Annotated in this window: 21 protein-coding genes and 1 riboswitch; of the genes, 3 read left to right on the forward strand and 18 right to left on the reverse strand. The window is 55.0% G+C overall.

All coding sequences use genetic code 11. From position 1 onward, the window contains the following. Nucleotides 1-36: 36 nt before the first annotated feature. The 11 genes from J4772_RS33890 to J4772_RS33940 all read right to left on the reverse strand — a co-directional run bounded on the left by J4772_RS33890 (nucleotide 37) and on the right by J4772_RS33940 (nucleotide 12,219). Nucleotides 37-879: a carbohydrate ABC transporter permease gene (locus tag J4772_RS33890; protein WP_209073239.1), complete on the reverse strand. Its 843-nt coding sequence runs from the start codon at nucleotides 877-879 to the stop codon at nucleotides 37-39. Nucleotides 880-883: 4 nt separating this feature from the next. After that, nucleotides 884-1,765, reverse strand: coding sequence for a carbohydrate ABC transporter permease (locus J4772_RS33895; RefSeq protein WP_209073240.1), 882 nt, complete (start codon nucleotides 1,763-1,765; stop codon nucleotides 884-886). 110 nt (nucleotides 1,766-1,875) lie between these two features. Then, on the reverse strand, nucleotides 1,876-3,210 hold the full coding sequence (locus J4772_RS33900; RefSeq protein WP_209073241.1) for an ABC transporter substrate-binding protein: 1,335 nt from the start codon (nucleotides 3,208-3,210) through the stop codon (nucleotides 1,876-1,878). 120 nt (nucleotides 3,211-3,330) lie between these two features. Next, a complete protein-coding gene (locus J4772_RS33905) occupies nucleotides 3,331-4,824 on the reverse strand; it encodes a response regulator (RefSeq protein WP_209073242.1) in 1,494 nt (497 codons plus the stop codon). Nucleotides 4,825-4,836: 12 nt separating this feature from the next. After that, entirely contained in the window at nucleotides 4,837-6,645 is a 1,809-nt protein-coding gene (locus J4772_RS33910) for a cache domain-containing sensor histidine kinase (protein ID WP_209073243.1), read from the reverse strand. Nucleotides 6,646-6,853: 208 nt separating this feature from the next. Then, the gene (locus J4772_RS33915; RefSeq protein WP_209073244.1) at nucleotides 6,854-8,875 is read right to left on the reverse strand and encodes a YhgE/Pip domain-containing protein; all 2,022 of its coding nucleotides are present in this window, start codon (nucleotides 8,873-8,875) and stop codon (nucleotides 6,854-6,856) included. Nucleotides 8,876-9,026: 151 nt separating this feature from the next. After that, nucleotides 9,027-9,602: a TetR/AcrR family transcriptional regulator gene (locus J4772_RS33920; RefSeq protein WP_209073245.1), complete on the reverse strand. Its 576-nt coding sequence runs from the start codon at nucleotides 9,600-9,602 to the stop codon at nucleotides 9,027-9,029. A 75-nt stretch (nucleotides 9,603-9,677) separates the two neighbouring features. Then, entirely contained in the window at nucleotides 9,678-9,902 is a 225-nt protein-coding gene (locus J4772_RS33925) for a hypothetical protein (protein ID WP_209073246.1), read from the reverse strand. Between the two features lie 392 nt (nucleotides 9,903-10,294). Further along, nucleotides 10,295-10,606 carry a thioredoxin gene (trxA, locus tag J4772_RS33930; protein WP_209073247.1) on the reverse strand — a complete coding sequence of 104 codons (312 nt, stop codon included), beginning with the start codon at nucleotides 10,604-10,606 and terminating at the stop codon, nucleotides 10,295-10,297. 94 nt (nucleotides 10,607-10,700) lie between these two features. Beyond that, on the reverse strand, nucleotides 10,701-11,126 hold the full coding sequence (locus J4772_RS33935; RefSeq protein WP_209073248.1) for an RrF2 family transcriptional regulator: 426 nt from the start codon (nucleotides 11,124-11,126) through the stop codon (nucleotides 10,701-10,703). Between the two features lie 265 nt (nucleotides 11,127-11,391). Further along, entirely contained in the window at nucleotides 11,392-12,219 is an 828-nt protein-coding gene (locus J4772_RS33940; RefSeq protein ID WP_209073249.1) for an aldo/keto reductase, read from the reverse strand. A gap of 127 nt (nucleotides 12,220-12,346) precedes the next feature. On the opposite strand from J4772_RS33940, the gene J4772_RS33945 reads away from it, so the two are divergent. After that, nucleotides 12,347-12,982 (forward strand): DsbA family oxidoreductase, encoded by a 636-nt coding sequence (locus J4772_RS33945; protein ID WP_209073250.1) that lies wholly within the window; start codon nucleotides 12,347-12,349, stop codon nucleotides 12,980-12,982. Here the strand turns inward: J4772_RS33945 and J4772_RS33950 are convergent. After that, entirely contained in the window at nucleotides 12,979-13,893 is a 915-nt protein-coding gene (locus J4772_RS33950; RefSeq protein ID WP_209073251.1) for a LysR family transcriptional regulator, read from the reverse strand. The genes J4772_RS33945 and J4772_RS33950 overlap by 4 nt on opposite strands. 122 nt (nucleotides 13,894-14,015) lie before the next feature. Between J4772_RS33950 and J4772_RS33955 the strand changes: the two genes are divergently transcribed. Next, nucleotides 14,016-15,059, forward strand: coding sequence for a YeiH family protein (locus tag J4772_RS33955; protein ID WP_209073252.1), 1,044 nt, complete (start codon nucleotides 14,016-14,018; stop codon nucleotides 15,057-15,059). 59 nt (nucleotides 15,060-15,118) lie between these two features. Here the strand turns inward: J4772_RS33955 and J4772_RS33960 are convergent, their stop codons facing one another. Continuing rightward, nucleotides 15,119-16,555: an NAD(P)/FAD-dependent oxidoreductase gene (locus tag J4772_RS33960; protein ID WP_116065943.1), complete on the reverse strand. Its 1,437-nt coding sequence runs from the start codon at nucleotides 16,553-16,555 to the stop codon at nucleotides 15,119-15,121. Between the two features lie 107 nt (nucleotides 16,556-16,662). Then, nucleotides 16,663-16,762, reverse strand: a riboswitch (purine riboswitch). Nucleotides 16,763-17,135: 373 nt separating this feature from the next. On the opposite strand from J4772_RS33960, the gene J4772_RS33965 reads away from it, so the two are divergent. Next, nucleotides 17,136-18,044, forward strand: a complete 909-nt coding sequence (locus J4772_RS33965) for a cation diffusion facilitator family transporter (RefSeq protein WP_116065942.1) — start codon at nucleotides 17,136-17,138, stop codon at nucleotides 18,042-18,044. 568 nt (nucleotides 18,045-18,612) lie between these two features. Here the strand turns inward: J4772_RS33965 and cyoD are convergent. The 5 genes from cyoD to J4772_RS33990 form a co-directional block, all read right to left on the reverse strand. Further along, nucleotides 18,613-18,966, reverse strand: a complete 354-nt coding sequence (cyoD, locus tag J4772_RS33970) for a cytochrome o ubiquinol oxidase subunit IV (protein ID WP_116064880.1) — start codon at nucleotides 18,964-18,966, stop codon at nucleotides 18,613-18,615. A 1-nt stretch (nucleotide 18,967) separates the two neighbouring features. Continuing rightward, nucleotides 18,968-19,615, reverse strand: a complete 648-nt coding sequence (gene cyoC, locus J4772_RS33975; protein ID WP_116064879.1) for a cytochrome o ubiquinol oxidase subunit III — start codon at nucleotides 19,613-19,615, stop codon at nucleotides 18,968-18,970. Next, nucleotides 19,615-21,585, reverse strand: a complete 1,971-nt coding sequence (locus J4772_RS33980; protein ID WP_116064878.1) for a cbb3-type cytochrome c oxidase subunit I — start codon at nucleotides 21,583-21,585, stop codon at nucleotides 19,615-19,617. Before J4772_RS33980 ends, cyoC begins: the two co-directional genes overlap by 1 nt. 39 nt (nucleotides 21,586-21,624) lie before the next feature. After that, nucleotides 21,625-22,509 (reverse strand): ubiquinol oxidase subunit II, encoded by an 885-nt coding sequence (gene cyoA / locus J4772_RS33985; protein ID WP_116064884.1) that lies wholly within the window; start codon nucleotides 22,507-22,509, stop codon nucleotides 21,625-21,627. A 227-nt stretch (nucleotides 22,510-22,736) separates the two neighbouring features. Next, entirely contained in the window at nucleotides 22,737-22,979 is a 243-nt protein-coding gene (locus J4772_RS33990) for a hypothetical protein (protein WP_116064877.1), read from the reverse strand. Nucleotides 22,980-23,016 lie beyond the last annotated feature (37 nt).

Consider the following 23,016-nt stretch of genomic DNA (forward strand, 5'->3'; position numbering starts at 1 on the left):
CACCTCTCAAGTGAATTGGTCGTACCTCCGTTGCGGTTACCCTTTTACTCCGGAGCTTGCCACACTTTCTACGAACTGGCGTTGAAAAATAAAGAACAGCAGCATGACCGGCGTCATTGCGATAACGCTGGCGGGAATCAGCGCGGAAATTTTGACCGAGTTGTCGGACGATTTCGCCAGGAAAGTAAGCGAGATCGGCAACGTCCGCATCTGATCGGAGAGAACCACAATGTTCGCCCAGGCATATTCATTCCAAATGAACGAGAACGCCATAATGCCCAGCGCGGCGATCGCGGATTTGAGCAGCGGCAGCGCGATCCGGAAGAAGATGCGGTACTCCGAGCAGCCGTCGATTCTGGCCGATTCGAGAATTTCATCCGGGATGGCGCGGGCGAACTGCATCATCAGAAAAACGCCGAAGCCGCTGTAGAAGAACGGAATTGCCAAGCCCAGATGGCTGTCGACCAGCCCGAACGATTTCACTAGATTGTAGACCGGCAGAAAAGTAATCTCCTGCGGCAGCATCAGCGTCGCCAGCACGAACACAATCATCAGGCTCTTGAATTTGAAAGAATACTTCACGATCACATACCCGCTGAACGCATTAAGGAACAGGTGGAACACAAGCATCAGCACGGATACGGACACGGAATTCCACAGCGCCCTCCCGACCTGCCCGACTTCCCAAGCATTTTTGTAATTTTCCAAAGAAATGTGCTGCGGAATCCACCGGAACGGAACCTTGAAAATTTCTCCCGGCCCTTGGAACGAAGCGGACACAAGCCAAATGACAGGGGACAGGAGCACAAAAGCGACCGCCGCCATCCCCAGCAAATAAACAAAATCCAGCCAGCTTCTGCTCGCCTTCTGCGTATTCATGTCTTCATCCCCCCTGCTCGGAGAAAAATTTGGTCAACTTCAACTGCAGCAGGGATATCAACATCGTAATCAGGAAAATGACAATCCCCAGCACCGAGGCGTAGCCTACGTTCCTCGATACGAACCCCTGATCGAACATATACATTAGAATCGTCTCCGTCGAGCGGTAGGGGCCGCCGTTCGTCAGAATGACGACCGAGGGATACGTCTTCAAGTAGATCGACACGGCGATAATCGAGGAGAAGATCATGACCGGCTTTAATTGCGGCAGCGTAATCCGGAAAAACAGCTGTCGCTTGTTCGCCCCGTCCATCATTCCGGCTTCCAATTGCTGCGTGTCGATGCCGGAAATTCCCGCCAGAAAAATGACCATAAAATAGCCCATCAGCAGCCACACGCTCAGCATAATAATCGCAACCATCGCCCAGAACGGGTCGGTGAGCCAGGGCACCTTTTTTAGCCCAAGGCCGGTCAAAATGCTGTTCACGTAGCCGAGCTCGTCGTTGAACCACACCTTGAACGTGATAGCGGCCACAATCGTCGAGACGATGTAGGTGGAGAAGATCGCTCCCCGGATGACGGCCTTGCCCAGCTTCAAGTAAAACACGGCCATGGCCAGCGCCAAGGAGACGCCCAGCGTCAGCGGCGTGCTGACCAGTGTAATCACAAAAGTATTTTTGAGCGCTTTCCAGGCGTAAGGGTCATCGAAGAATCGCGCGATGTTTTTCAAACCGACAAATTTCGCACTATTCAGAAAATTATAGTCCGTGAACATCCAGACGACGTTCGTAAAGAACGGATAGTAGAAAAACAGCGCAAAGTACAAAACGGTCGGCGTCAGCACGGCATAGACGATTCCTTGCTTCGACAGCTTGCGTTTTCTCATCTTCGGCGCATTTGCTATAGCTGCTATACTTCTCACTCCCAAGCGCATCGGCCCGATCCGGCCTATCAAGACCGGACCGATGTGTTCTATGTTCGGATATCGAGCTTACGTTAGGAATTCGACGCCTCTGCTATCCCTTTATTGATTTGCTCAGCCGCCTCTTTCATCGTAGCCGTCACATCCGCTCCGCCGATCAAGATTTTCTCAAGCGCGGCGTTGTAGATTTTGGATGCGTCCGGGAACAGGAACGGCGCTTCAAGGAAGTTATATTTCGTGTTTTGCAGCTGCACCTTCTCCGCCATGCGGCCTTCAAAGGTGCCGTCGGCCTTCCAGGTCGCCTGAAGCTCAGGATCGTCGTATAGCGCCAGGTCGGTGGTCAGCCCTTGCGTTTTCAACTGGAATTCCTTCGATACGAGAATTTCAATGAAATCGAGCGCTTCCTTCTTACGCTTCGATTGCTTGAATACCGCCCACTCCACGCCGCCGACGCTGGTCGTATTTAGACCGGACGAGCCTTGGGGCATAGGCGCGTAGCCGGCGTTGATGTTCGCGTTGATCGTTGCCGGGATGTCCCAATCGCCGCAAAACCAGACCGCGACTTGACCGTTGAGCCAGAGCTGGTCGTAACTTCCGTCGATTTTCGGCGCCCACCCGTTATTCACGAAGTCCTGCATAAATTGGTAGGCTTGGATCGATTCCGGCGAGTCGATCAGCGTCTTCGAATAGTCGTCCGTCATTTGCTTGCCGCCGTTGGCCCACAGCCAGTAATCGGTCGCCCAGTTGCCGCCCTCGAAGCTGGTCGCGTAGATCGGCTTGCCGTCCGCCGTCTGCAGGTTCGCTTCCTTGATTTTCTTGGCGATCGCTGCGAGATCGTCGAGCGTTTTCGGCGCTTCGTTAAAGCCCGCTTGGGCTAAAATGTCTTTGTTATAGAACATGTAGACGGTGTTGCTGCTGAAGGTGACGCCGTACACTTTGCCGTCCAGCATCATTCTGTCCTTCTGCCCGTCGCTCAGGCGGTCGTAGACCTCCCAGCTTTTCACCGCTTCCGTAATATCGTCGATGACGCCGGAGCGAAAAAACTCCTTGCCCCAGATCATTTTGCCGACGTCGGCCGACTCTCCGCCGCTTAGCAGAATCAGCTGCTTGTTGCGCAAATCCTGTCCGCCGCTGCCCCAGCCCCCCGTAACGACCTGCACTTCGGCGTTCGGATATTTCTGCTTGAACATTTCCGTCGCTACGTCCAGCCCGTCGCCCTTCAGGTCGGAAGCAACCACTTTCAACGTGAATTTATCGTTCGTGGAGTCCGACGGACTCGATTCCGCGCTGGCAGAGGAGCCGGATGGCGCCGGCGTTCCCGTTGAATCGCCATTATTACCGCTGCCGCATGCCGTCGTGACGCCGGCCAGCAAAATAGCCGAAGCCGCAATGCCGAACAACTTTTTCATTTGCTATGTCCCCCTCGTGGATGTGCAGTCGCAATGGCAGCGCTACCATGCATGTACCTAAATTCTACGTTGCGAGGGAGACGTCCTCAATAACGAGAAATACCGATTCATGTTCTAAAATCATGGATTTGCGTATCGCCGCTGTCGATACTCGGCTGGAGTGACCCCTACGGTCTGCTTAAACACTTTGCCGAAATGGCTCGTATTTTTATAGCCGACCTCCTCCGCGATCTGATGCACCCCTTTTTCCGTCCTCTCCAGCCGGAGCTTGGCTTGCTCCATGCGAACATTCGTCAAATATTCGAGAAAGTTAACGCCCGTCTTCTGTTTGAAAACGGCGCTGATATAGTTTTTGCTCAAATAAAGCCGTTCGGCCAGCAGATGCAGAGAAATGTCCTGCGCGTAGTTCTCCCGAATGTAGGCTTTGATTTTATGCACGACCCGCTCCGCATCCTCTACCGTTGCCGCCGGAGCGAGCGCGGCGAACAGCCGCTCGAAGAATGCGTCGATTTCGGACAGCGTTGAATAAGCCGCCAGCTCCGCAAGCCCCAGCTCCGCAAGCTGTTTCTTCACCGGCTCCGGCGCTTCCAGGCGCGGCAAATTGTGCTTGATCGCCGTCGCGAATTGATAATACTGCCGGTATACGGCATCCAGGTCCTCATCCTTGCGCAGCTCCAGCGTTTCCGTAAAGCCGCGGATCATCGTCCAGGCTTCGTCCAGCAAGCCCAGCTCCAGCTTCTCCGACAGCTGCTCAAGCCTGCGCTGATCCGTCAACGCATCCGGCTCGTCCCCTGGCGCCGTCATCCGCTCCGCAAATCGGTAAATAGGCGGCTCGCCTGCCGCATCCCGGTAGAATAGAGCGGCCTTCGCCTGCCGGTAGGCAAGTCGGATATTTTCTTCTCTGGCAAACGGCGCGCTTATCCCGCATGGATGCTCTGCCGCTCCATCCTTCGTTAAGCGGGCTGCAAGCTCCTCGTCCGTCAGCTCCCGAGCAGTCCGATAGAGGAGGATCAGCTCGCCTTTATAGGCAATGACAGCCGGGTCGCCGCTGCCTCCGATTCGCGAATCGACGCCGTTAGACGACCTGACGACGACCAATCGCCCGCAGCCGTCCAAGAAATCCGGCATCCCTTCCGGACGCTCCGCGAACCCCGTCTCCTCTCCTGCAAGCAGACGCTCCAAGTAGCTCGTCTTCCGCAGCTCCGCCAATTGCCGCTTCGCAGTCTCCGCCTGCCGCTCCTCGTCGATTTTCCGCCCGGCCTTGATCGTCATCTCGACCAGCTTTTTCTCGTCGATCGGCTTGACCAGATAGCCGAATGCCCCGTATTCGATCGCCCTTGCCGCATAATCGAAATCGCGATAGGCGGTCAGAATAATCGTCATTACCGCCATATTCCTCTCTTGCAATCGCTGCAGCAAATCAAAACCGTTCATCAGCGGCATCCGAACGTCGAGGAACAAAATGTCCGCCCGCGTCCGTTCCAGCTCGCTCAGCGCCTCGATGCCGTTGCCGGCCTCTCCGACGACAACGACCTCCAGCTCGTTGCGGATCAACAGCTTTTTGAGCGCCTGTCGGATCAGAGGTTCATCGTCGATAATGAGTACTCGTTTCATGATTACCACCCGCTATTTTAGAATGGGAATGACCAGTTCGACCTTCGTCCCCTTCCGATATACGGAATGAAAATTCATCCCGTATTGGGGACCGTATTCGATCTTGATCCGCTGCTGGACATTCGAAAGGCCGATGCTCCTCTCGGATGCCGCCTCATTATTATCCAGTCGGGCGACGACGGCTTGCAGTTCCCGCTCCGTCATGCCGATACCGTTATCCTCGACCGTAAAATGAATTTGACCGTCTGCGGCAAAGCCCCTGATTCGCAATATTTTCTCGTCCGCCACCTTGTCCAGTCCGTGGAACACCGCATTCTCCACGATCGGCTGCAGCAGAAGCTTGGAAATATAGCACAGCTTGACCTGCTCCTCCACCTCGATGTCGACCCGGATCGCGTGATCGTAGCGAATGTTCTGTATTTTCAAGTAGTCCTCGATATAGTTAAGCTCCTTGAAAATCAGCACCCGCTTCTCCTTCTCGTAGAGGGAATATTCCAGCAGATTGCCGAGCGCGGTGACGACCTGCTCAATATCCCGGCTCCGCTCCAAAACGGCGAGCGAATGGATCACCTGTAGCGTATTGTTCAGAAAATGCGGGTGGATGTTCGATTCCAGCGCTTTGAACTCCGCTTCTCTTTGCTTGATTTTCCCCGCGTACACCTCGTCGAACAGCACATTGATTTTATTGGTCATCAGGTTAAAGCCGCTGCTTAAAATTTTGAACTCCAGATGCTTGTCATCTTCGGGAATGCGGATCGAGAAGTTGCCTCGTCCTACCTCTCGCATATGGTTCATCAGCTCCATCATCGGCTTCGCGTTTTTGCGCGAGATCACGACCGAGAGCAGAATGCTGAAGACGATGACCCCCAACAGCAGATAAGTGGTAATGACGTACGTTTGGTTGACGTTCTTTTGAATTTCCGCCGTTTTGCTTAAATACACGAGCTTCCAGCCCGTCACTTGCGAGGTGGAATAGGTGACCAGCAGCTTCTCCTCTTGAAATTCGGTACTGTAGTAACCGCCCCCGCTCTGGAAAATGGGTCCGACGTCCAAACCCTCCGTGATGTCGCTGCCGGCTTGAAAGCCCGTGTCGGTTGAATAGATCACACTCCCGGAATCCGTCAGCAGAATGATGCGGTCGCTTTGTCCCAGCTTGGAATGCTCGATAATCTGCGTGATTTTCTCGAAGTTGAAATCAATAAAGCAAATCGCGAGATTTTCCGTCCCGTAGTGCATAATGTCCCGGATCGGATAGCTCATGCTGACCACTTTATGATTCGTGAATGCCGAATTGTAATAGTCCGGCACGTGCGTGGAGTAGAAGATCGGCTTCATATGCGGCGGAGCCTGCTCGGCTTCCTTCCAGACGTTCTTCAGAAACGGGGAATTGACGTTAACGGACTTCGTAATCGTCGGCTTGATAAAGAAATCCGGTCGGAAAATAAAAATCTCGCTAATGTCCGGCTTTAGCGATTTGATGTTTTGCAGCATTTGAATGATCTGCTGGGCGTTCGTATAGTTCGTGTAGCTGGGATTCGCATCGTAAGCGGACAGGCTCGACAGGACAAACGGATGAGTCGCGACCATCTCGAGCGAGGTGACGATCTCGTTAAAATAATTGTCCAGGCTCATATTCGTCTGATTGGAAATTTTCTGCGCATGGGTCAGCATGTCCGACTTCATCGTTCTGGAAAACAGCGAGAACATAATGCCGCCGAACAGCGCAAAAGAAAACAACGTAATCAACGAGTAATAGAGCACCATCTTGGCAAACAACGACTCGATGGGCTTCCACCATTTTCGAACCTTGAGTCCTGGCATGCGCCCGCTCCACTCTCCGATTAGGAAAAATTCCGGCTTGCTGCAAATTTCGACAAAATCGGCGTTATTTTGTGTCTGATACTAAAGGAGGCCGTGCGGGAAGTCAATCCTTGCATGGCTCCGGAGCCTGTAATATAAGCTAACAGCCACAAGAGACAGCGCCACAAGACGCCGTCTCTTCTCGCAATCCTATATTTGCCCTTGCTGCTTACACCGCCATAACCGTCCCTTCCTTCTTCGAGCCGCGATATTCCTTGCGATACACGATCACGAAGTAGGCAAGCGTCAATACCGCGAACGCCGCGAAGAAGGCGAACAAGACGTACGCATTATCCCACATGACGGCATAGTCGCCGCTGGAGATAACGGCTTTCAGACCCGATACCGAGTAGGTCATCGGCAGCCAAGCGCTGGCCGTTTGCAGCCAGCCCGGAATCAATTCCAGCGGGAACGTGCCCGCGGAGCTCGTCAATTGGAAAATGAGAATGACGATAGCCACGAATCTGCCCGGGTGCTGCAGCACCGTCACCAGGAATTGAATCAACGCCATGAAGGAGATGCTCGTCAAAATCGTAAACAGGAAGAACAACGGCAGGCTTTGCACCTCAAGCCCCAGTCCGTACAGCAGCACCAGATTGGCGATGACCGCTTGAACGGCGCCGATGAACACCATTGTCAACAGCTTGCTAGCGAACCAGCTCCAACCGCTTGTCGGACGAATCGCCGGCTCTTTGACCGAATAGACGATCGTCAGCAGCAGCGCTCCGACGAACAAACCGAGCGAGATAAAATATGGAGCAAAGCCGGTTCCGTAGTTCGGAACTTCGTTCGACTTGACCACATCCAGATCAACCGGGTTGGCGAACATGTCGACGACCGGATCGCTGCCGTTCAGCCCTGCCGTTTTCTCGGCCGCTTCGCTCAGCTTGCTGGACAGCTCTCCCGTACCGTCGGTCAGCTTCACCAGGCCTTCCGCCATTTGCTGCGCGCCTGCATCCAGCTTGCCCGTGCCGTCCGCGAACTCGCCGACACCTTTGCGCAGATCGCCCAGTCCCTGCTTCAATTGAGACGCGCCCCCGTGCAGCTGCTGCGCCCCAGTCGCCAGACTCTGACTGCCCTTGCCCGCTTCCTTCAGCTTTTCGCCGAACTGTTCGAGCCCGCCCGCCAATTGCGTTGTACCGTCCTTCAGCTTAACCGCTCCGGCGGTCAACTGATCCTCCCCCTTCTTCGCTTCGCCCAATCCGCCCGCAAGCTGCTTGCTCGCCGCAATCAGACGCTGCATCCCCTCATCTTCGGCGAGCTCGGGGTGCGCCTTCGCGTACTGCTCAAGCCCTGCGGCAAGCTCCGTCGCCCCGGCTTCCAGCTTGGCCGCTCCGGCCGCCGATTGGCCCAATCCCCCAGCCAGCTGCGAAGCGCCCTGCTCCGCTTGCTTAGCTCCTTGGCTTAGCTGCCCGCTAGCATCCGACAGCTGCGTCAGCCCTCCGTTCAGCGCGGTGCTGCCCTTCTGCAAATCGCCTAATCCGACCTCCAGCTTCGCGCTGCCGTCGAGCAGCTTATTTACGCCGCTTTTCATCGTCAGGGAGCCAGAAGCCAGCTTATTCAAGTTTTGCTCCAGCAGCGTCGCCCCGTCCTTCGCGCTGTTCGTGCCGGACGCGATCTCCGTTGCGCCTTCGCTCGCTTTGCTCAAGCCGTCCGCCAGCGTCTGCACTTGCTCGAAAACCGTATGAGTGTAGGCCTTGGTCACTTCCTGGCTCAGCTCGGTTTTCATTTTTTCGATTGCGGTATTACCGATCTGTGCGGCCAGGAAGTTATAGCTCTCGTTCGGCAAAAACCGGATTTGCGCCGGCGTCGGCTGCTCCGTCGTCAGCGTTGCCGTATTTTTCGAGAAGTCCTGCGGAACCTCGATCGCCATATAGTACTTGTTGCTCTTCAGCCCTTCAAGCGCTTCGTTCTCGCTTACGAACTGATAATCAAAGTGTTTGCCTTCCTTCAGCTTCTCGATAAAGTCCTCTCCGATATGCAGCTGTTTCCCTTCGTGCACTGTGCCTTGATCCGAATTGACAACGGCGACCGGCAGCTCCTCCAGCTTCGCGTACGGGTCCCAGAACGCTCCGAGGAACATCGCGCAATAGAGCACGGGAACCGTCAACACGGCGATAACCGGAATGAGCACCTTCTTGTTCCGGGCAATCCCGGACATTTCCTTGGCAAACTGCTTAATTCCCTTCATTATTCCACACTCCTGATCTTGTTGGTTTACCTGGTCTTATTGGTCTTCCTTTGTTGGTTTTCCTCATCTCGTTGACTCCATAAATCAAATCGACCATTTTGTTCATTTGGTCATTTTGCAACAAAAAAAGAAGACAAGCCTTGTAAGTTTATTACCCGTTGGCCAGCCCCCGCAGCAGATATAGCTGAAACAGCTCGGTAATCTTCTCCTTCTTCAACGGCTCGTGAACCGTCTGCCACTCCGACGCCAGCGCCAAATACAGCTTCAGCATGACGAACGCGGTGACTTCGGGATCGCAGCGCTTTAGCTCGCCTTTGTCGATCGCGGTCTGTACCTTGACCTGGATGTAGGACAGAATCGCGTTCTCCAGTCGATTCAACCCTTCCAATGCCTTGGGCGTTCCGATATCTCGAACTTCATGAGCCATCTTGACCGCCAACTGATGCTTCTCCCGAAAATCGAGTATCCGTCCCAGCACGCGATTCAGATTGTCGAAAAAGGAGCCTCCCGGATCGTACTCGGCTTCCGCCACGTGCTTCATCTCCTGGATCAGGCTGTTCATAATTTCGTCGAACAGCTCCTCCTTGTTGTTGAAGAACGTGTAGATCGTGCCTTTGCCGACATTGGCCAACTTCGCCACCTGATCCATCGTCGTCGCCTTGTACCCGAACAACGAGAACGACTTCGCAGCCGCTTCTACGATCTGCTTCCTTCGGTCGATCGCCATCGTTGCATGCCTCCCTTCGCGCAAAACTGACTACATGACTAAATTCCATTTTCGGTCATTCGGTCAAAAGTTATGTTAGCACGATTTGCGGCGCTTGGCAACAACTAAAAAATACTCCCAGACCGTTACACGCCCCGCCAACCTCAGATCCACACCTCTTACGGTCTCCCAGACCGTTACACGCCCCGCCAACCTCAAATCCACACCTCTTACGGTCTCCCAGACCGTTACACACCCCGCCAACCTCAAATCCACACCTCTTACGGTCTCCCAGACCGTTACACACCCCACCAACCTCAAATTCACACCTCTTACGGTCTCCAAGACCGTTACACACCCCGCCAACCTCAAATCCACACCTCTTACGGTCTCCCAGACCGTTACACGCCCCGCCAACCTCAAATCCACACCTCTTACGGTCTCCCAGACCGTTACACGCCCCGCCAACCTCAAATCCACACCTCTTACGGTCTCCCAGACCGTTACACACCCCGCCAACCTCAAATCCACACCTCTTACGGTCTCCCAGACCGCATGGAACAGTCAATTCGAGCGACACCACAGCCGCTTCAAACCATTTTACACGCGAAAGCTTCACCAAAAGAGAAAAACTCCTGTACGCAAATAGGTCAACCGTAAAAAACGCCGTTAACCTCCCCATACAGGGGGCTAACGGCGTTCTTCGTTCCGAATTACAGGTGGTTTTCGATTTTCGCTTTCAAAGCTTCTTTGCTTTGCAAGCCGACCAGCTTGTCAACCGGCTGTCCATCCTTGAACAGAATCAGCGTAGGAATGCTCATAACGCCGAATTGGCTTGCCAGCTCAGGCTCTTCGTCCACGTTGACCTTGGCGATGGTCGCCGTGCCTTTCAATTCCTCGGACAGCTCCTCCACGATCGGAAGCTGCATTTTGCAAGGGCCGCACCATGGCGCCCAGAAATCAAGCAAGGATACGCCTTGCGCCACGTTCTCGCTAAAGTTGTCTTTCGTAATCGCAACTGCCATAAGACATCTCTCCTATCCTCAGTGTATAAAGTGATAACACCTATGATGATCGGGCCGTCTGTTCGACCCGCTCCACCCTCTTCGATCGGCCGGACTACGCCTTCGCCATGGCGGTCAGCTGCGACAGCATCTGTCCGATCGTAATCGATTCGAAGTATTGCTCAAGCTGCTGGTCCGCGCCGCAGAAAACCCCGTTCATGACCTCGCCCATATTCGATCCGACCAGACAATCGGATTCCGGATCACCGCTGCACCATTTCGGAGCAAGCGAGCCGGCGGCAAGGGAACGATACACGTCGGCCAGCGTCATATTCCCCGGCTCTCGCGAAAGTCTGTAGCCTCCGCCCGAGCCTTCCCGGGTATCCACGAAGCCGTTTTTGCGCAGACAGCTCATCACCTTGCGAACGCGCACCGGGTTCGTGCAGACGTTGTTCGCGATTTCTTCGCTGGAAGCCATCCCGTCGGGACGATGCGCCAAGAGGACCAAGCTGTGGACAGCTATTATAAATTCACTGTTCATGAGTTCAGCCTCCCCGATTACTGTAATCATAACAATTACAGTTGAGACTGTCAATAGCTACTCTTACCCGGTATTATCCCTGTCGAACCATGCTTCTATGCCTCTATCCTAGAGCATGTACGCTAACCCCTCAGAGGCATCCTTAACCGCCTTTTCGCCCCCTGCTTTGTCACTTTTGACGTACCCCGGCACGCCTTCACAAAAGCTCTTTGCATGGAACGAAGATTCGACAAAATCTGCTGTCTTCGGAGTATGCAAACCCGCCCTAGAAATCGACATGGTCCGGATCCTTGCCGAATCGCCGATTTTCGTTTAACCCGTCTATAGCCACGACGTCCTCCGGCTCCAGCACGAAGTCGAACACGTCGGCATTCTCGCGAATGCGCTCCGCACGGGACGACTTTGGAATCGTGACGACTCCCAACTGGAGGTGCCAGCGGATCAGGATTTGCGCTGGCGTTTTGCCGTATTTGCCTGCAAGCTGCACGATCAGAGGATGATCCAGCCTCCCCTGCATAAGCGGACGCCACGATTCCAACTGAATGCCTTCCTTGCGGCAAAAAGCGAACAATCTTTTCTGCGTAAGCAGCGGATGCATCTCCACCTGGTTCACCATCGGCTTAATGCGGCAGCTTCCCATCAAATCCTCCAGATGAGTGATGTTGAAGTTGCTCACCCCGATCGCCTTCACCAGCCCTTGCTCGTAGAGCTCCTCCAGCGCACGGTACGTTTCCTTATACTTGCCGACAACTGCCCAGTGAATGAGGTACAAATCCGCGTAATCCATACCGAGGCGCTCCAGACTTCTGTGACAGGCCGCTATCGTGTTGTCGTAGCCCTGCTCGTCGTTCCACACTTTGGTCGTCACGAACACCTTCTCGCGCGCAACCCCCGATGCCCGTATCGCCCGGCCGACGCTCGCCTCATTCCCGTACAGCGAAGCCGTATCAATGCTGCGGTATCCCGCTTGCAGAGCGGCCAGCACCGCATCTTCCGTTTCTGCGCCGTCTTCCGCCCGCCAAACGCCCAGTCCAAGCCGCGGCATCTCCGTTCCGTTCAGCAGCTCCACCGTCGAATCAATCGTCAGTTTCATGATTTTCTCCTTTCCGTTGCCTTTTTCCTATCTTATCATGCTGCTATTCAAACCGTACATTGAATACGGCCGAACCGTCTGCCATACTAGGGAAACAGACTCATTCCAAACCAAAGAGGTGTCCGCGATGAAAATAGACGTATATTCCGACATGGTATGCCCGTGGTGCCGAATCGGCAAAAAGAACATGAACGATGCGATCGACGCTTGGCATGAGCAAACGGGGCAAGAGGTAGAAGTGAGCTACCACGCTTATCAGCTCGATCCGACGCTGCCGCCGGAGGGACTTCCCTTCAACAGCGTAATGGAGAAAAAAATGGGCGGAGCGGAGCGGCTGCGTCCAATGCTGCAACGGGTAACCGAGGCCGGCGCCAACGTCGGCGTTACTTTCCGTTTCGACAACGTGGAACGGATGCCGAACACCGTGCTTGCGCATCGCGTCACCGCCCTGCTTCCCCAGGAGGACGAGGCAACCTGGATCGAGGCGGTCATGACGGCTTATTTCGAAGACGGCCGGGACATCGCCAAGCTGGACGTGCTGCTCGAAATTGCCGCCGAGCTTGGATTGGACGCCGAGGAGGCTCGCCGACTGCTCGATAACGGGGAAGGACAGGAAGCAGTCGAACAAGATATGGCCGCCGCCAAAGGCATCGGCATCTCCGGCGTCCCCTTCTTTATCATCGACAACAAGTATGCCCTGTCGGGAGCCTATCCTTCGGCTCAGTTTCTTGAAGCGTTCAAGAAAATCGCCCAAGGCGGTTAATTCCGCTGGCGATTGACTTCCGCGAGCATTTCGTCGGTTACGCCGCGGAGCGTCTCTAGGAACGCTTCGACCGTTCTCGTCCGCAGGTCGCCCCGACGGAACAAAATATGAAAGCTCCGCCTGAAGGGAAGTCCCTCGGCGCGGAGCGGCTTCAAGGAGCCGAGCCCGAGCTCTTTGCGCAGCGCCCAGCGCGACAGCAAAGAGATGCCGAGCCCGGCTTCTACCGTTTCTTTGATCGATTGCGTGCTGCCGAGTTCCATCATCCGGACAGGCTGGATGCCGAGCGAGGCAAACAAATTGTCCGCCGCCGCTCGGGTTCCGGAGCCTCTTTCGCGGACAAGCCACGTTTCTCGTTCCAGCAGCGAAGGCTTAATCCGGGCAAGCTCCGCCAGCGGATGACCGGCAGCAGCAGCAACGTACATCTCATCCTCTGCCAGCTTTACCGCCTCCAGCCCCGGTCCGATGTCCTCGCCTTCCACAATGCCAATGTCCAATACGCGGGCCCGCACCTTTTCCGCGATATCCGCCGTATTGCCGATCATTACGCTTGGCCGGATGTCCGGGTATTGCTCGTATAGTTTCGCTAACGCCCGCGGTAGCACATACTCCCCGAAAGTATAGCTCGCTCCCACCGACAGCGGTCCCGCCGCATGACCGATCAATTCGCCGACCATCTCTCCCATTCGTCGATACAGCTCTCCGATTTCCCGAGCGTGATGAAGAACGATTTCTCCAGCTTTCGTCAACGCGACCGATTTGTTGCTGCGAATGAGCAATTGAGCGTTTAATCGCTCCTCCAGCGCCCGGATATGCTGGCTTACTGCCGGCTGGGTCATGTGCAGCCGTTCCGCCGCTCGGGAGAAATTTCGCGTCTCGGCGACTTCGATGAACACGATCATAGACTGCTCCATCTGTTTTCCCCCCTCTATAATAACCAATAACTTATAACAAAATAAATATAATTAATTTTTCTTATTATAAATTCAAGAGTATGCTGATAGCAACAGAACCGATAACGGAGGTCTCAGTCATCATGCTTGCCAACCCGATCCGTCCCGTTGCCGCATTCACTTCCAATCATCCGCGTCTTGCCGGCGTCCTCCTTACCCTGTCGCTTGCCTTGGCTGGCTGGGCCGTCTCGCTGATTCCCGGTCCGGCCAAGCTCGGTCCGCTCGCTTGCACGCTGCTGCTGGCGGCCGTGTATCGGCATCGCTTCGGCTATCCGCAGACGCTGGACGCGGGGATCCGCTTCTCCTCCGGAACGCTGCTGCGCGCCGCCATCGTCTTGTTCGGCCTTAAGCTCGACATCGCCGAGGTGCTGCGGCAGGGCCTGCCGCTGCTGCTGAGAAGCGGCGCAACGGTCGTCTTCTCGCTATTGGCCGTACTTGCAATCGGCCGCCTGCTTCGCGCCGACCGCAAGCTGACCGCACTGCTGGCGATTGGAACCGCCATCTGCGGCGCGGCGGCGATCGCAGCCACGGCTCCGCTGCTCCGCTCCAAAAACGAAGATACGGCAATCAGCGCCGGGCTGATTGCCGTTATCGGTACTCTATTCGCGACGTTCTACACGCTCATTCTGCCTTGGCTGCCGCTCTCGCCGGAGAGCTACGGCATCTGGTCCGGCCTGACGCTGCATGAGGTCGCTCACGTAGCCATGGCCGCCGCCGCAGGCGGCACGGACGCTTTGGCGGACGGCCTGCTCGCCAAGCTGTCCCGCGTCGCGCTGCTTGTGCCGCTGTGCCTCGTCATTGCGGCTGTCGCCAAGCTTCGCAGCTCCCGGAGCGGCGATCCCGGCGAGAATCAAGCCTACACGGGAGGCTTCAAATTCCCCTGGTTCCTGCTCGGCTTTATCGCTGCCAGTCTGTTCGGCAGCTACGCGTTGCCGTTGCTGTTGCCCGATCCTGCGCCCCTGCTGCAAGAGCTCTCGTATGTGACGACTCTCCTGCTCGGGATGGCGATGGCCGGCTTGGGCCTGAACGTGAGTGTACGCGACCTTCGCAGTCGCGCAATGCGCCCGCTTGTCGCCATGTTCATTGCTTCGGTGCTTTTGTCGACACTCACCTACTGGTCGCTATAACTACTAGCTAATCATAGGATAGAGAGCCGATCGCTGAACGTTACCTCGACTGCTACCCGCTACTTCGTTAAACGCTCCGCCACAGCCCGGGCAATCCAGACGCCGGCCGCGCCCGCCTGCGCGAGACCGCGCGTCACCCCGGCTCCGTCGCCGCCGCAATACAGGCCCGCGATCTCCGTCTCAAGCGTCTCGCTCAGCTTCGGACGCGCCGAATAGAACTTGGCTTCGACCCCATAGAACAGCGTGTGCTCGGAAGCGATGCCCGGCGTTACTTTATCCAGAGCCTCCACCATCTCGACCAGGGATTTCATCGTGTTGTACGGCAGCACCAGTCCCAGATCGCCAGGCACCGCTTCGTGGAGCGTCGGCTCGATAAACCCTTCCTTGATCCGACTGGACGTCGACCGCCGACCGCGCATAATATCGCCGAACTTCTGCACGATTACTCCGCCGCTCGACAGATCGTTCGCCCGTTTGCAAATTTCCCGGGCGTATTCGTTCGGCTTGTCGAACGGCTCCGTAAACTTGTGCGAGACGAGCAGCGCGAAGTTCGTGTTCGCCGAGCCGAGCGCCGGATCCTTATACGCATGTCCGTTGGCCGCCATAACGCCGCTGTGATTCTCCACGACGACGTGTCCCGAAGGATTGCTGCAGAACGTCCTCACCCGCGTGCCTACAGACGTATTGAATATAAACTTCCCTTCGTACAGATGCTCGTTGATCTCCCTCATCACCACATCCGACGTCTCCACCCGCACGCCGACGTCCACCTGATTGTTCACCATTGCGAGCCGCCGCTTCTTGAGCACCTCGGTCAGCCAGCCGGAGCCGTCTCGACCCGGAGCGATGACGACCGTTCCCGCTTCGATCTCTTCTCCGCTCTTCAGTACAATGCCTCGAGCGCGATGCTTGCCGTCCTCCTTCACAGTCAGCAGATCGGCCACCTCGGTCTTAAACCGCATCTCGATCCGGCTGTCGAGATAGTCATAGATTGAATTTAGAATTTCCAGGTTCTGTTCCGTTCCCAGGTGCCGTACCTGCGCCCGCAGCAGCTTTAAACCGGCGGCATAGCCTCTGCGTTCGATATCCCGAACCGTTTCCGTCGTCGGATCGGTCAAATTCAGCGTCGCGCCGTGCTCCAGATTGATCTCGTCCACGTAACGGATCAGATCCAGTACGCGCGAGTGCGGCAAATAGTCGGTCAGCCAGCCTCCGAACTCCGTCGTAATATTGAATTTCCCATCGCTGTATGCCCCTGCTCCCCCAAAGCCGGCCGTAATGGAACAGGCGGGCAGACAGCCCGCGAATTCTTTTTTCCCGGCGGGCGGAGGGCACAGCTCGATTTTATTTTCCAGAATCGGACAGTGGCGGCGTTTGATCTCGTGTCCTTTGTCCACCAGCAGCACCTTCAGCTGCGGAGCGGTTCTCGTCAACTCATAACAAGCGAAGATTCCGGCCGGTCCGGCGCCTACCACAATGACGTCATAAGTGCTCATTCGCAATTTTCTCCTCCCGGTTTGTCCTAGGGCGTGTATGCATACTCGCCCTAACCCGCCAGCCGAACGGCAACAAAAAAATCCCGACCGACGAAGGCGTGGGTATATGAGTATCCCACATCCTCCGTAGTCAGGAATTTAAGGCTCCTGGTAGAGACCCCCGGCCCGTATCGCCGAGGATATACGAATGGATGAATCCTTTAGAATTGTGAACTGGAACTTTTACATAACGTAGCTTAACCCATCAAGACGTACATGTCAATCTTCAAATCGCCCAATTATTCGCCTTTAAAGCACTACCTGTTCGTACTCCATCTCACAAAACACTCAAAACACCGTAAAAGCCGAACATTCATATTTAAACTCGCACAACGGCCGAGAAATGTGGTAAAGTAAAAAGGTTCTTTGAATTCTTCCTTTCAAATCCGCCTCGGCGCAGACGCTGGGGAGAGGGCGGTTTATCTTATGCAATCACATCGCGCGTCGATTCATTTATATGCCAAAACAAGCTTTCAGCCTAAGCGCTGAAAGCTTGTTTTTATTTTGCGCGGAGTAAACATTATTAGAAGGGGCAATCATTGTGGCAACAGGGCATCATTCCGGCTTATTGGCCATCTGGATCAGTCTGATCAGCAACATCGTTCTGACCGTCATGAAAGTGGCGGCAGGACTTCTCCTATCTAGCCCCGTACTGCTCGCGGACGGAGTTCACAACGCGGGAGACATCATCGCTACCATCGCGGCTCTGACTTCTTCGATGATATCGAACAAGCCGGCCGACGACGATCATCCCTACGGCCACGGCAAAGCCGAGGTCGTCGCGTCGGCCTTCGTAGCCGTCATTCTCGCGCTGGCCGCTTTCTGGATTGCCTATCAATCGATACGAGCTCTGTTCGAACCTGCGGGAGGAGAGAGCTGGCTCGCCCTTGGAGCCGCCTTCCTCTCCCTCGTATGGAAGCAAGGACTGTATGTGTATACAATTCGCATCGGCAAAGCGACCAACAGCAAAAGCGTGCTCGCTACCGCTTATGACCACCTCGCCGATGTATATGCTTCTCTCGCCGCCGTGATCGGGATCGGCCTCGGCATTCTGGGAGAGAAGCTCCATTGGGGATGGGCGGCATACGGAGACCCGATCGCCGGGATCATCGTCTCGCTGCTCGTTCTTAAGCTGGCCATAGAGATGGGACGCGAAGCGGTGGACATTCTGATGGAACATACCGTGAGCCCCGACAAGCTGGCTGAATACGAAGCGCTGCTCCGATCCGACGACCACGTGAAGCGAATCGACCGGGTGCGGGCGCGCGAGCACGGCCACTACATTATCGTGGACGTCCGCGTCGGCATTCCCCACGATTACACGATCCAGCAAGGACACGACATCAGCCGCAAGCTCAAAAAGCTGATCATGGACTTCGATCCCCAGGTGATCGAGGTCATGATTCATCTGAACCCTTGGGAAGCTAGCGAGCTTGCGACAGCGCCCTAAAATGGCAAGAGGTTACCCCATATGCCAACCAAGTTGCTCTGTGAGATAATGGATAATTGAAGAACAAGTTGAACGGCGTATATACATCTCTCATTGCTATACGCTCCTGAAAACCGAATGGCTGAACCCGTGACAGGGGCATATCAGGAGCGTATGAGACAGCCCCTTCGAAGTTGATGACTGCCGAACCCGGTTCGATCCGTTTGAGGCGTACGCGCCTTGTAATAGAGCGGAATTTCCGCTTTAAATTCGCTACCGCCCCCTTATATCGCGAGTTAAAGCGGGTTTTCCATCTTATTTCCCCCGAATTACACTTATAAGGATAATTAAAGCGGATTCCCCGCCTTAAAACTGCACATTTTCCCCATTCGACAAAATTAGCGCGGACTACCCGCTTTAAAATCAATCCGTCTGCCGACGCGACAACTGTCAAATTTGCCGAGTTTGCCGAAAAAGAATGTGAGCCTGAGTATCCCCGTTTGCGTTGACCAGTAGCGGCATATATAAACCCGAGAATTAAAAAAGGCAGTTTGCCGCGTCCCGCGCAGCAAACTGCCTTTCCCTATCTTTACGCCACTTTGTTGTAAGTCATAATCCAGATCGAGCCGGCCACGATCGTCAGCACGATGATCAATCCGAGGATTAGCACCATGAAGTTCCAACGCGGCTTGCCCTCTTCTTTCAGATGCATGAAATAAACCAGCTGTACAACGAACTGAAGGATCGCCGAACCGAGCAGTACAATCGTCGCCGCCTTCTTTTCCAGCAAGCCATTCAACACGACCACAAGCGGGATGATCGTCAGTACGAGCGACAGCAAGAAGCCGGTAACATAAGACTTGAGCGAGCCGTGCGTCTCGTGGCCGCCATGATCGTCATGAACGCCATGCGCCTGAGCGCCGTGATTCGTATGCTGCGCCATGTTACATCACCTCCAGCAGGTAGACGATCGTAAAGACGAAAATCCAGACGACGTCGAGAAAATGCCAGTACATGCTGATGACGTTGACCTTGCGGCGCGTAACGGAATTGATGCCGTGACGACCAAGCTGAATCATGATCGCGATCATCCAGACGAGACCGAGCGAGACGTGAAGGCCGTGCGTTCCGACCAGCGTATAGAAAGCCGACCAATGGGCGCTCGTCGAAATCGTTGCGCCTTCGTGCACCAGCGTCGCGAATTCCGTCACTTCCAGCGTAATGAACGCCGCGCCGAGCAAGACCGTTACGCCAAGCCAGAAGATCAGTCCTTTGCGATCTCCCCTGTTCATCGCAAGTACCGCAAGCCCGCTCGTAAAGCTGCTTGTAAGCAGGATGAACGTCTCGGCAATGACTCCCGGCATCTCGAACAGCTCTGCGCCCGTCGGCCCTCCGGCTGTGTTGCCGCTGAGTACGACATAGGTCGCGAATAACGTGCCGAACAGAATACAGTCCGTGATCAGGAAAATCCAGAAGCCCATTACGCGCAAGCCTTCCTGATCGTGGTGCCCTTCATGACCGTGACCGTGTCCGGCCCCGTGCCCTCCGTGCTGCGCCTTAAGGGCGGCCTGATGACTACCCGACTTGGCCATTACACAACCCTCCCCGCCGCAGCTTCCGTGCGTTTGATTTCATCCACCGGGATATAATAATCCGTATTGTAATTAAAAGAGTGAACAAGCATACATACCGCTACGCCGGCAAGTCCCGGAATGATCATCCACAGCCAATCCCATACGAAGCCGAAACCGGCGACGAAGAAGAAGAAAGACATAATAATCGGAATTCCCGAGTTTTTCGGCATATGGATCGGCTCAAGCGGCGGCTTCGGCCGCGGAGCTCCTCCGGCGGCGATTCGCTGCTTCTCCTCCCAGAAGTCGTCCTTCTCGGTCACCTGCGGCACCGTCGCGAAGTTGTAGACAGGAGCCGGCGACGGAATCGTCCATTCGAGCGTACGTCCGTCCCATGGATCGCCAGTCGTATCTTTTTCCATAAACTTGATGCTGTGCAAAATCTGCCACACCTGGAACAGGAAGCCGATGCCCATCAGGAAACCGCCGATTGTCGACGTCAGGTTCAACTCGTACCAGCCCTTGTCCCAGCCGTAGCTGCTGACGCGGCGCGTCATCCCCATCAATCCGAGCACGTACTGCGGCATAAAGCAGACATAGAAGCCGATATTCCAGAACCAGAACGCCCATTTGCCGATTTTCTCGTTCAGCTTGAAGCCGAACACCTTCGGCCACCAGTAATACAGACCCGCGAAGTAACCGAATGCGACGCCGCCGATCAGCACCTGGTGGAAGTGCGCGATCAGGAAGTAGCTGTTATGGAACTGGAAGTCCGCCGGAGCGACGGAGAGCAGTACCCCGGTCATCCCGCCGACGACGAAGCACGGGATAAAACCGAGCATCCACAGCATCGGCGTCGGGAACGACAGCCGTCCGCGATACATCGTGAACAGCCAGTTAAACACTTTGACCCCGGTCGGAATCGCAATAATCATCGTCGTCAACGCGAAGAACGCATTGACATTGGCCCCCGAGCCCATCGTGAAAAAGTGGTGCGCCCAGGTGAAGAAGGAAGCGATGCTGATGCTCATCAGAGCGAACACCATCGATTTGTAACCGAACAGCCGTTTCTTGGAGAAGGTCGCGACCACCTCGGAGAAAATGCCGAAAGCCGGCAGAACGACGATATACACCTCGGGGTGGCCCCACATCCAAATCAGGTTGATGTACATCATTGGATTGCCGCCGCCGTCGAGCGTAAAGAAGTGCGCGCCTAAGTAACGGTCGATGAACAGCAGGAACAGCGTGACGGTCAAAATCGGGAAAGCGAGAATGATCGTCAAGCAGCTGGACAGCACCGACCAAGAGAACATCGGCATCTTCATCAGCTTCATGCCCGGCGCCCGCATTTTCAAGATCGTAACGATAAAGTTAATGCCGGTCATCAAGCTGCCGATCCCGGAAATCTGAATGCCCCATATATAGAAGTCCTGGCCCACGCCCGGACTGAACTGCGTTCCCGACAGAGGCGGATAAGCGAGCCAGCCTGCGTCCGGCGAACCTCCGATGACGAACGACAGGTTAAACAGCATCGCCCCGAAGAAGAACAGCCAGAAGCTCAGCGAGTTCAGGAACGGATACGCAACATCTCTCGCCCCGATCTGCAGCGGAATGACGAGGTTAAACAAGCCGAACATCAACGGCATCGCCATAAACAAAATCATAATGACCCCGTGGGTCGTGAAAATTTGGTTATAGTGCTCCGCGTTCAGAAACTCAAGCTCTGGTATTGCCAGCTGAGTCCGCATGAGCAGCGCATCCACGCCTCCGCGGAACAGCATAATCAGCGACGCGATCACATACATAATACCGATTCGCTTATGATCGACGGTCGTCAGCCATTCCTTCCATAGCCATGTCCATTTTTTGAAAAACGTAAGTGCGGCGACGATCGCGACCATCGTCAGCACGATGGCGACGTCCGCCCCGTAAATCAATGGATCGCCCGTAACGAAAAACTCGGAGGCGAACTCCTTGATTTGTTCCCACATGTCGGCACCTTCTTTTCCTCGAACTAATTATTGTCGGTTTTATTTACTGCTGGCCGCGTTCAATTCATGGTTATGTCCGCTGCTGTACTTGGTTACGATTTTCTGGAACAAGCCCTCAGGAATCGAAGAGAAGGTTTGTACGCTCGACACGCCCGGCTTCGCAAGCTGCAAATAGCCCTCCATCGTCAGCCCCGGAGACGATTGCTTCACCTGCTCGACCCATGCTTCGAACTCCTCTTGCGAGGTCGCCCTGGCCGTGAAATTCATCTTGGCAAAGTCCTTGCCGCTGAAGTTGGCGCCCATCCCCAGATAATCGCCCGGTTCTTCCGCGATCAGATGCAGCTTCATCGCCATTCCGGACATCGTATAAATCTGACCGCCAAGCTGCGGAATCCAGAAGGAGTTCATCGGCGCGTCCGACGTCAATTCGAAGCGGACAGGCACGTTCTCAGGGAATTCAAGATAATTCACAGAGGCAATCCCTTGCTCGGGATATAAGAACAGCCATTTCCAATCCAGCGAAGTGACCTGGACAACGATCGGCTTGGCTTCGTGCTCGATCGGTTTGGACGGTTCAAGCATATGCGTATATTTAATGGTAATCGTGCCGAGGATGGCGATAATGATGATTGGGATACCCCACCAGATCGCTTCCAGCTTCGTGCTGTGCTCCCAGGTCGGATCGTATTTCGCCTTCCCGCCCGGTCTCTGGCGGTACTTCCACGCCAAATAGAACGTCAAGATCAGCACCGGTACAATGACGATCAAACAGAGCACCGTCGACAATATAATTAGATCCAATTGGTGCTGCCCGATCTCGCCCTTCGGATTGAGCACGACCACCTTCTCGGCGCACCCGCTAAGCAGCGCCGCCGTCGCAGCCAACGACAGAACGGCCGTCAGCCTCCGCAGCCCTTTCCACATTCCCATCTCCCCCATCCTCTTGCCGCTACCGCGTCATACATTGCATTGGACGATTTCTTCGTCGCTGAATCCAACATAGCAGAAAGCTCAGCGACTTTCCTCACAGTTAACAAATGCGACAACGAAACGTTGAAAATTTGCAATAGTTTGTTCACGCCTTCGACATAATAAAAAGCCCGGAGGGAACGTTGCGTTCCATCCGGGCTTCCTTAATTAGATAAGGTCATTCAGACCGGTTCTTCCGTCGCCTGGGACGGGGCTGCCGGTGCTTCTTGATTCTTCTGCATCAGTGGAGCGATCACGCCGAACAGCATAATCTGCGCGCCGCCGATCAAGAATCCGATGCCGATCATCAAGCCGAGATTCTGATCGTTGAACTGGGCGATATTGAGTACGCAGCAGACGATGCCGACCGCGATGACGATCATCGCCACCCATTTCAGCATTCGGGACATTTCTTTATTTTTCATGAGGGTCCAGCCTCCTTTAATGAGAGCGCTTTTTGTG

This window comes from Cohnella sp. LGH (assembly GCF_017671885.1).
Lineage (GTDB): Bacteria > Bacillota > Bacilli > Paenibacillales > Paenibacillaceae > Cohnella > Cohnella phaseoli.

Excerpts from the sequence above, each read along its gene's own strand:
- J4772_RS33950 (WP_209073251.1), bottom strand. The coding sequence starts at position 13,893 with ATGGAGCAGTCTATGATCGTGTTCATCGAAGTCGCCGAGACGCGAAAT.
- J4772_RS33945 (WP_209073250.1), top strand. The coding sequence starts at position 12,347 with ATGAAAATAGACGTATATTCCGACATGGTATGCCCGTGGTGCCGAATC.
- J4772_RS33960 (WP_116065943.1), bottom strand. The coding sequence starts at position 16,555 with ATGAGCACTTATGACGTCATTGTGGTAGGCGCCGGACCGGCCGGAATC.
- J4772_RS33890 (WP_209073239.1), bottom strand. The coding sequence starts at position 879 with ATGAATACGCAGAAGGCGAGCAGAAGCTGGCTGGATTTTGTTTATTTG.
- J4772_RS33910 (WP_209073243.1), bottom strand. The coding sequence starts at position 6,645 with ATGCCAGGACTCAAGGTTCGAAAATGGTGGAAGCCCATCGAGTCGTTG.
- J4772_RS33895 (WP_209073240.1), bottom strand. The coding sequence starts at position 1,765 with ATGAGAAAACGCAAGCTGTCGAAGCAAGGAATCGTCTATGCCGTGCTG.
- J4772_RS33980 (WP_116064878.1), bottom strand. The coding sequence starts at position 21,585 with ATGTGGGAACAAATCAAGGAGTTCGCCTCCGAGTTTTTCGTTACGGGC.
- trxA (WP_209073247.1), bottom strand. The coding sequence starts at position 10,606 with ATGGCAGTTGCGATTACGAAAGACAACTTTAGCGAGAACGTGGCGCAA.
- cyoA (WP_116064884.1), bottom strand. The coding sequence starts at position 22,509 with ATGTGGAAAGGGCTGCGGAGGCTGACGGCCGTTCTGTCGTTGGCTGCG.
- J4772_RS33905 (WP_209073242.1), bottom strand. The coding sequence starts at position 4,824 with ATGAAACGAGTACTCATTATCGACGATGAACCTCTGATCCGACAGGCG.
- J4772_RS33935 (WP_209073248.1), bottom strand. The coding sequence starts at position 11,126 with ATGAACAGTGAATTTATAATAGCTGTCCACAGCTTGGTCCTCTTGGCG.
- J4772_RS33900 (WP_209073241.1), bottom strand. The coding sequence starts at position 3,210 with ATGAAAAAGTTGTTCGGCATTGCGGCTTCGGCTATTTTGCTGGCCGGC.
- J4772_RS33920 (WP_209073245.1), bottom strand. The coding sequence starts at position 9,602 with ATGGCGATCGACCGAAGGAAGCAGATCGTAGAAGCGGCTGCGAAGTCG.
- cyoC (WP_116064879.1), bottom strand. The coding sequence starts at position 19,615 with ATGGCCAAGTCGGGTAGTCATCAGGCCGCCCTTAAGGCGCAGCACGGA.
- J4772_RS33915 (WP_209073244.1), bottom strand. The coding sequence starts at position 8,875 with ATGAAGGGAATTAAGCAGTTTGCCAAGGAAATGTCCGGGATTGCCCGG.
- J4772_RS33990 (WP_116064877.1), bottom strand. The coding sequence starts at position 22,979 with ATGAAAAATAAAGAAATGTCCCGAATGCTGAAATGGGTGGCGATGATC.
- J4772_RS33955 (WP_209073252.1), top strand. The coding sequence starts at position 14,016 with ATGCTTGCCAACCCGATCCGTCCCGTTGCCGCATTCACTTCCAATCAT.
- J4772_RS33940 (WP_209073249.1), bottom strand. The coding sequence starts at position 12,219 with ATGAAACTGACGATTGATTCGACGGTGGAGCTGCTGAACGGAACGGAG.
- cyoD (WP_116064880.1), bottom strand. The coding sequence starts at position 18,966 with ATGGCGCAGCATACGAATCACGGCGCTCAGGCGCATGGCGTTCATGAC.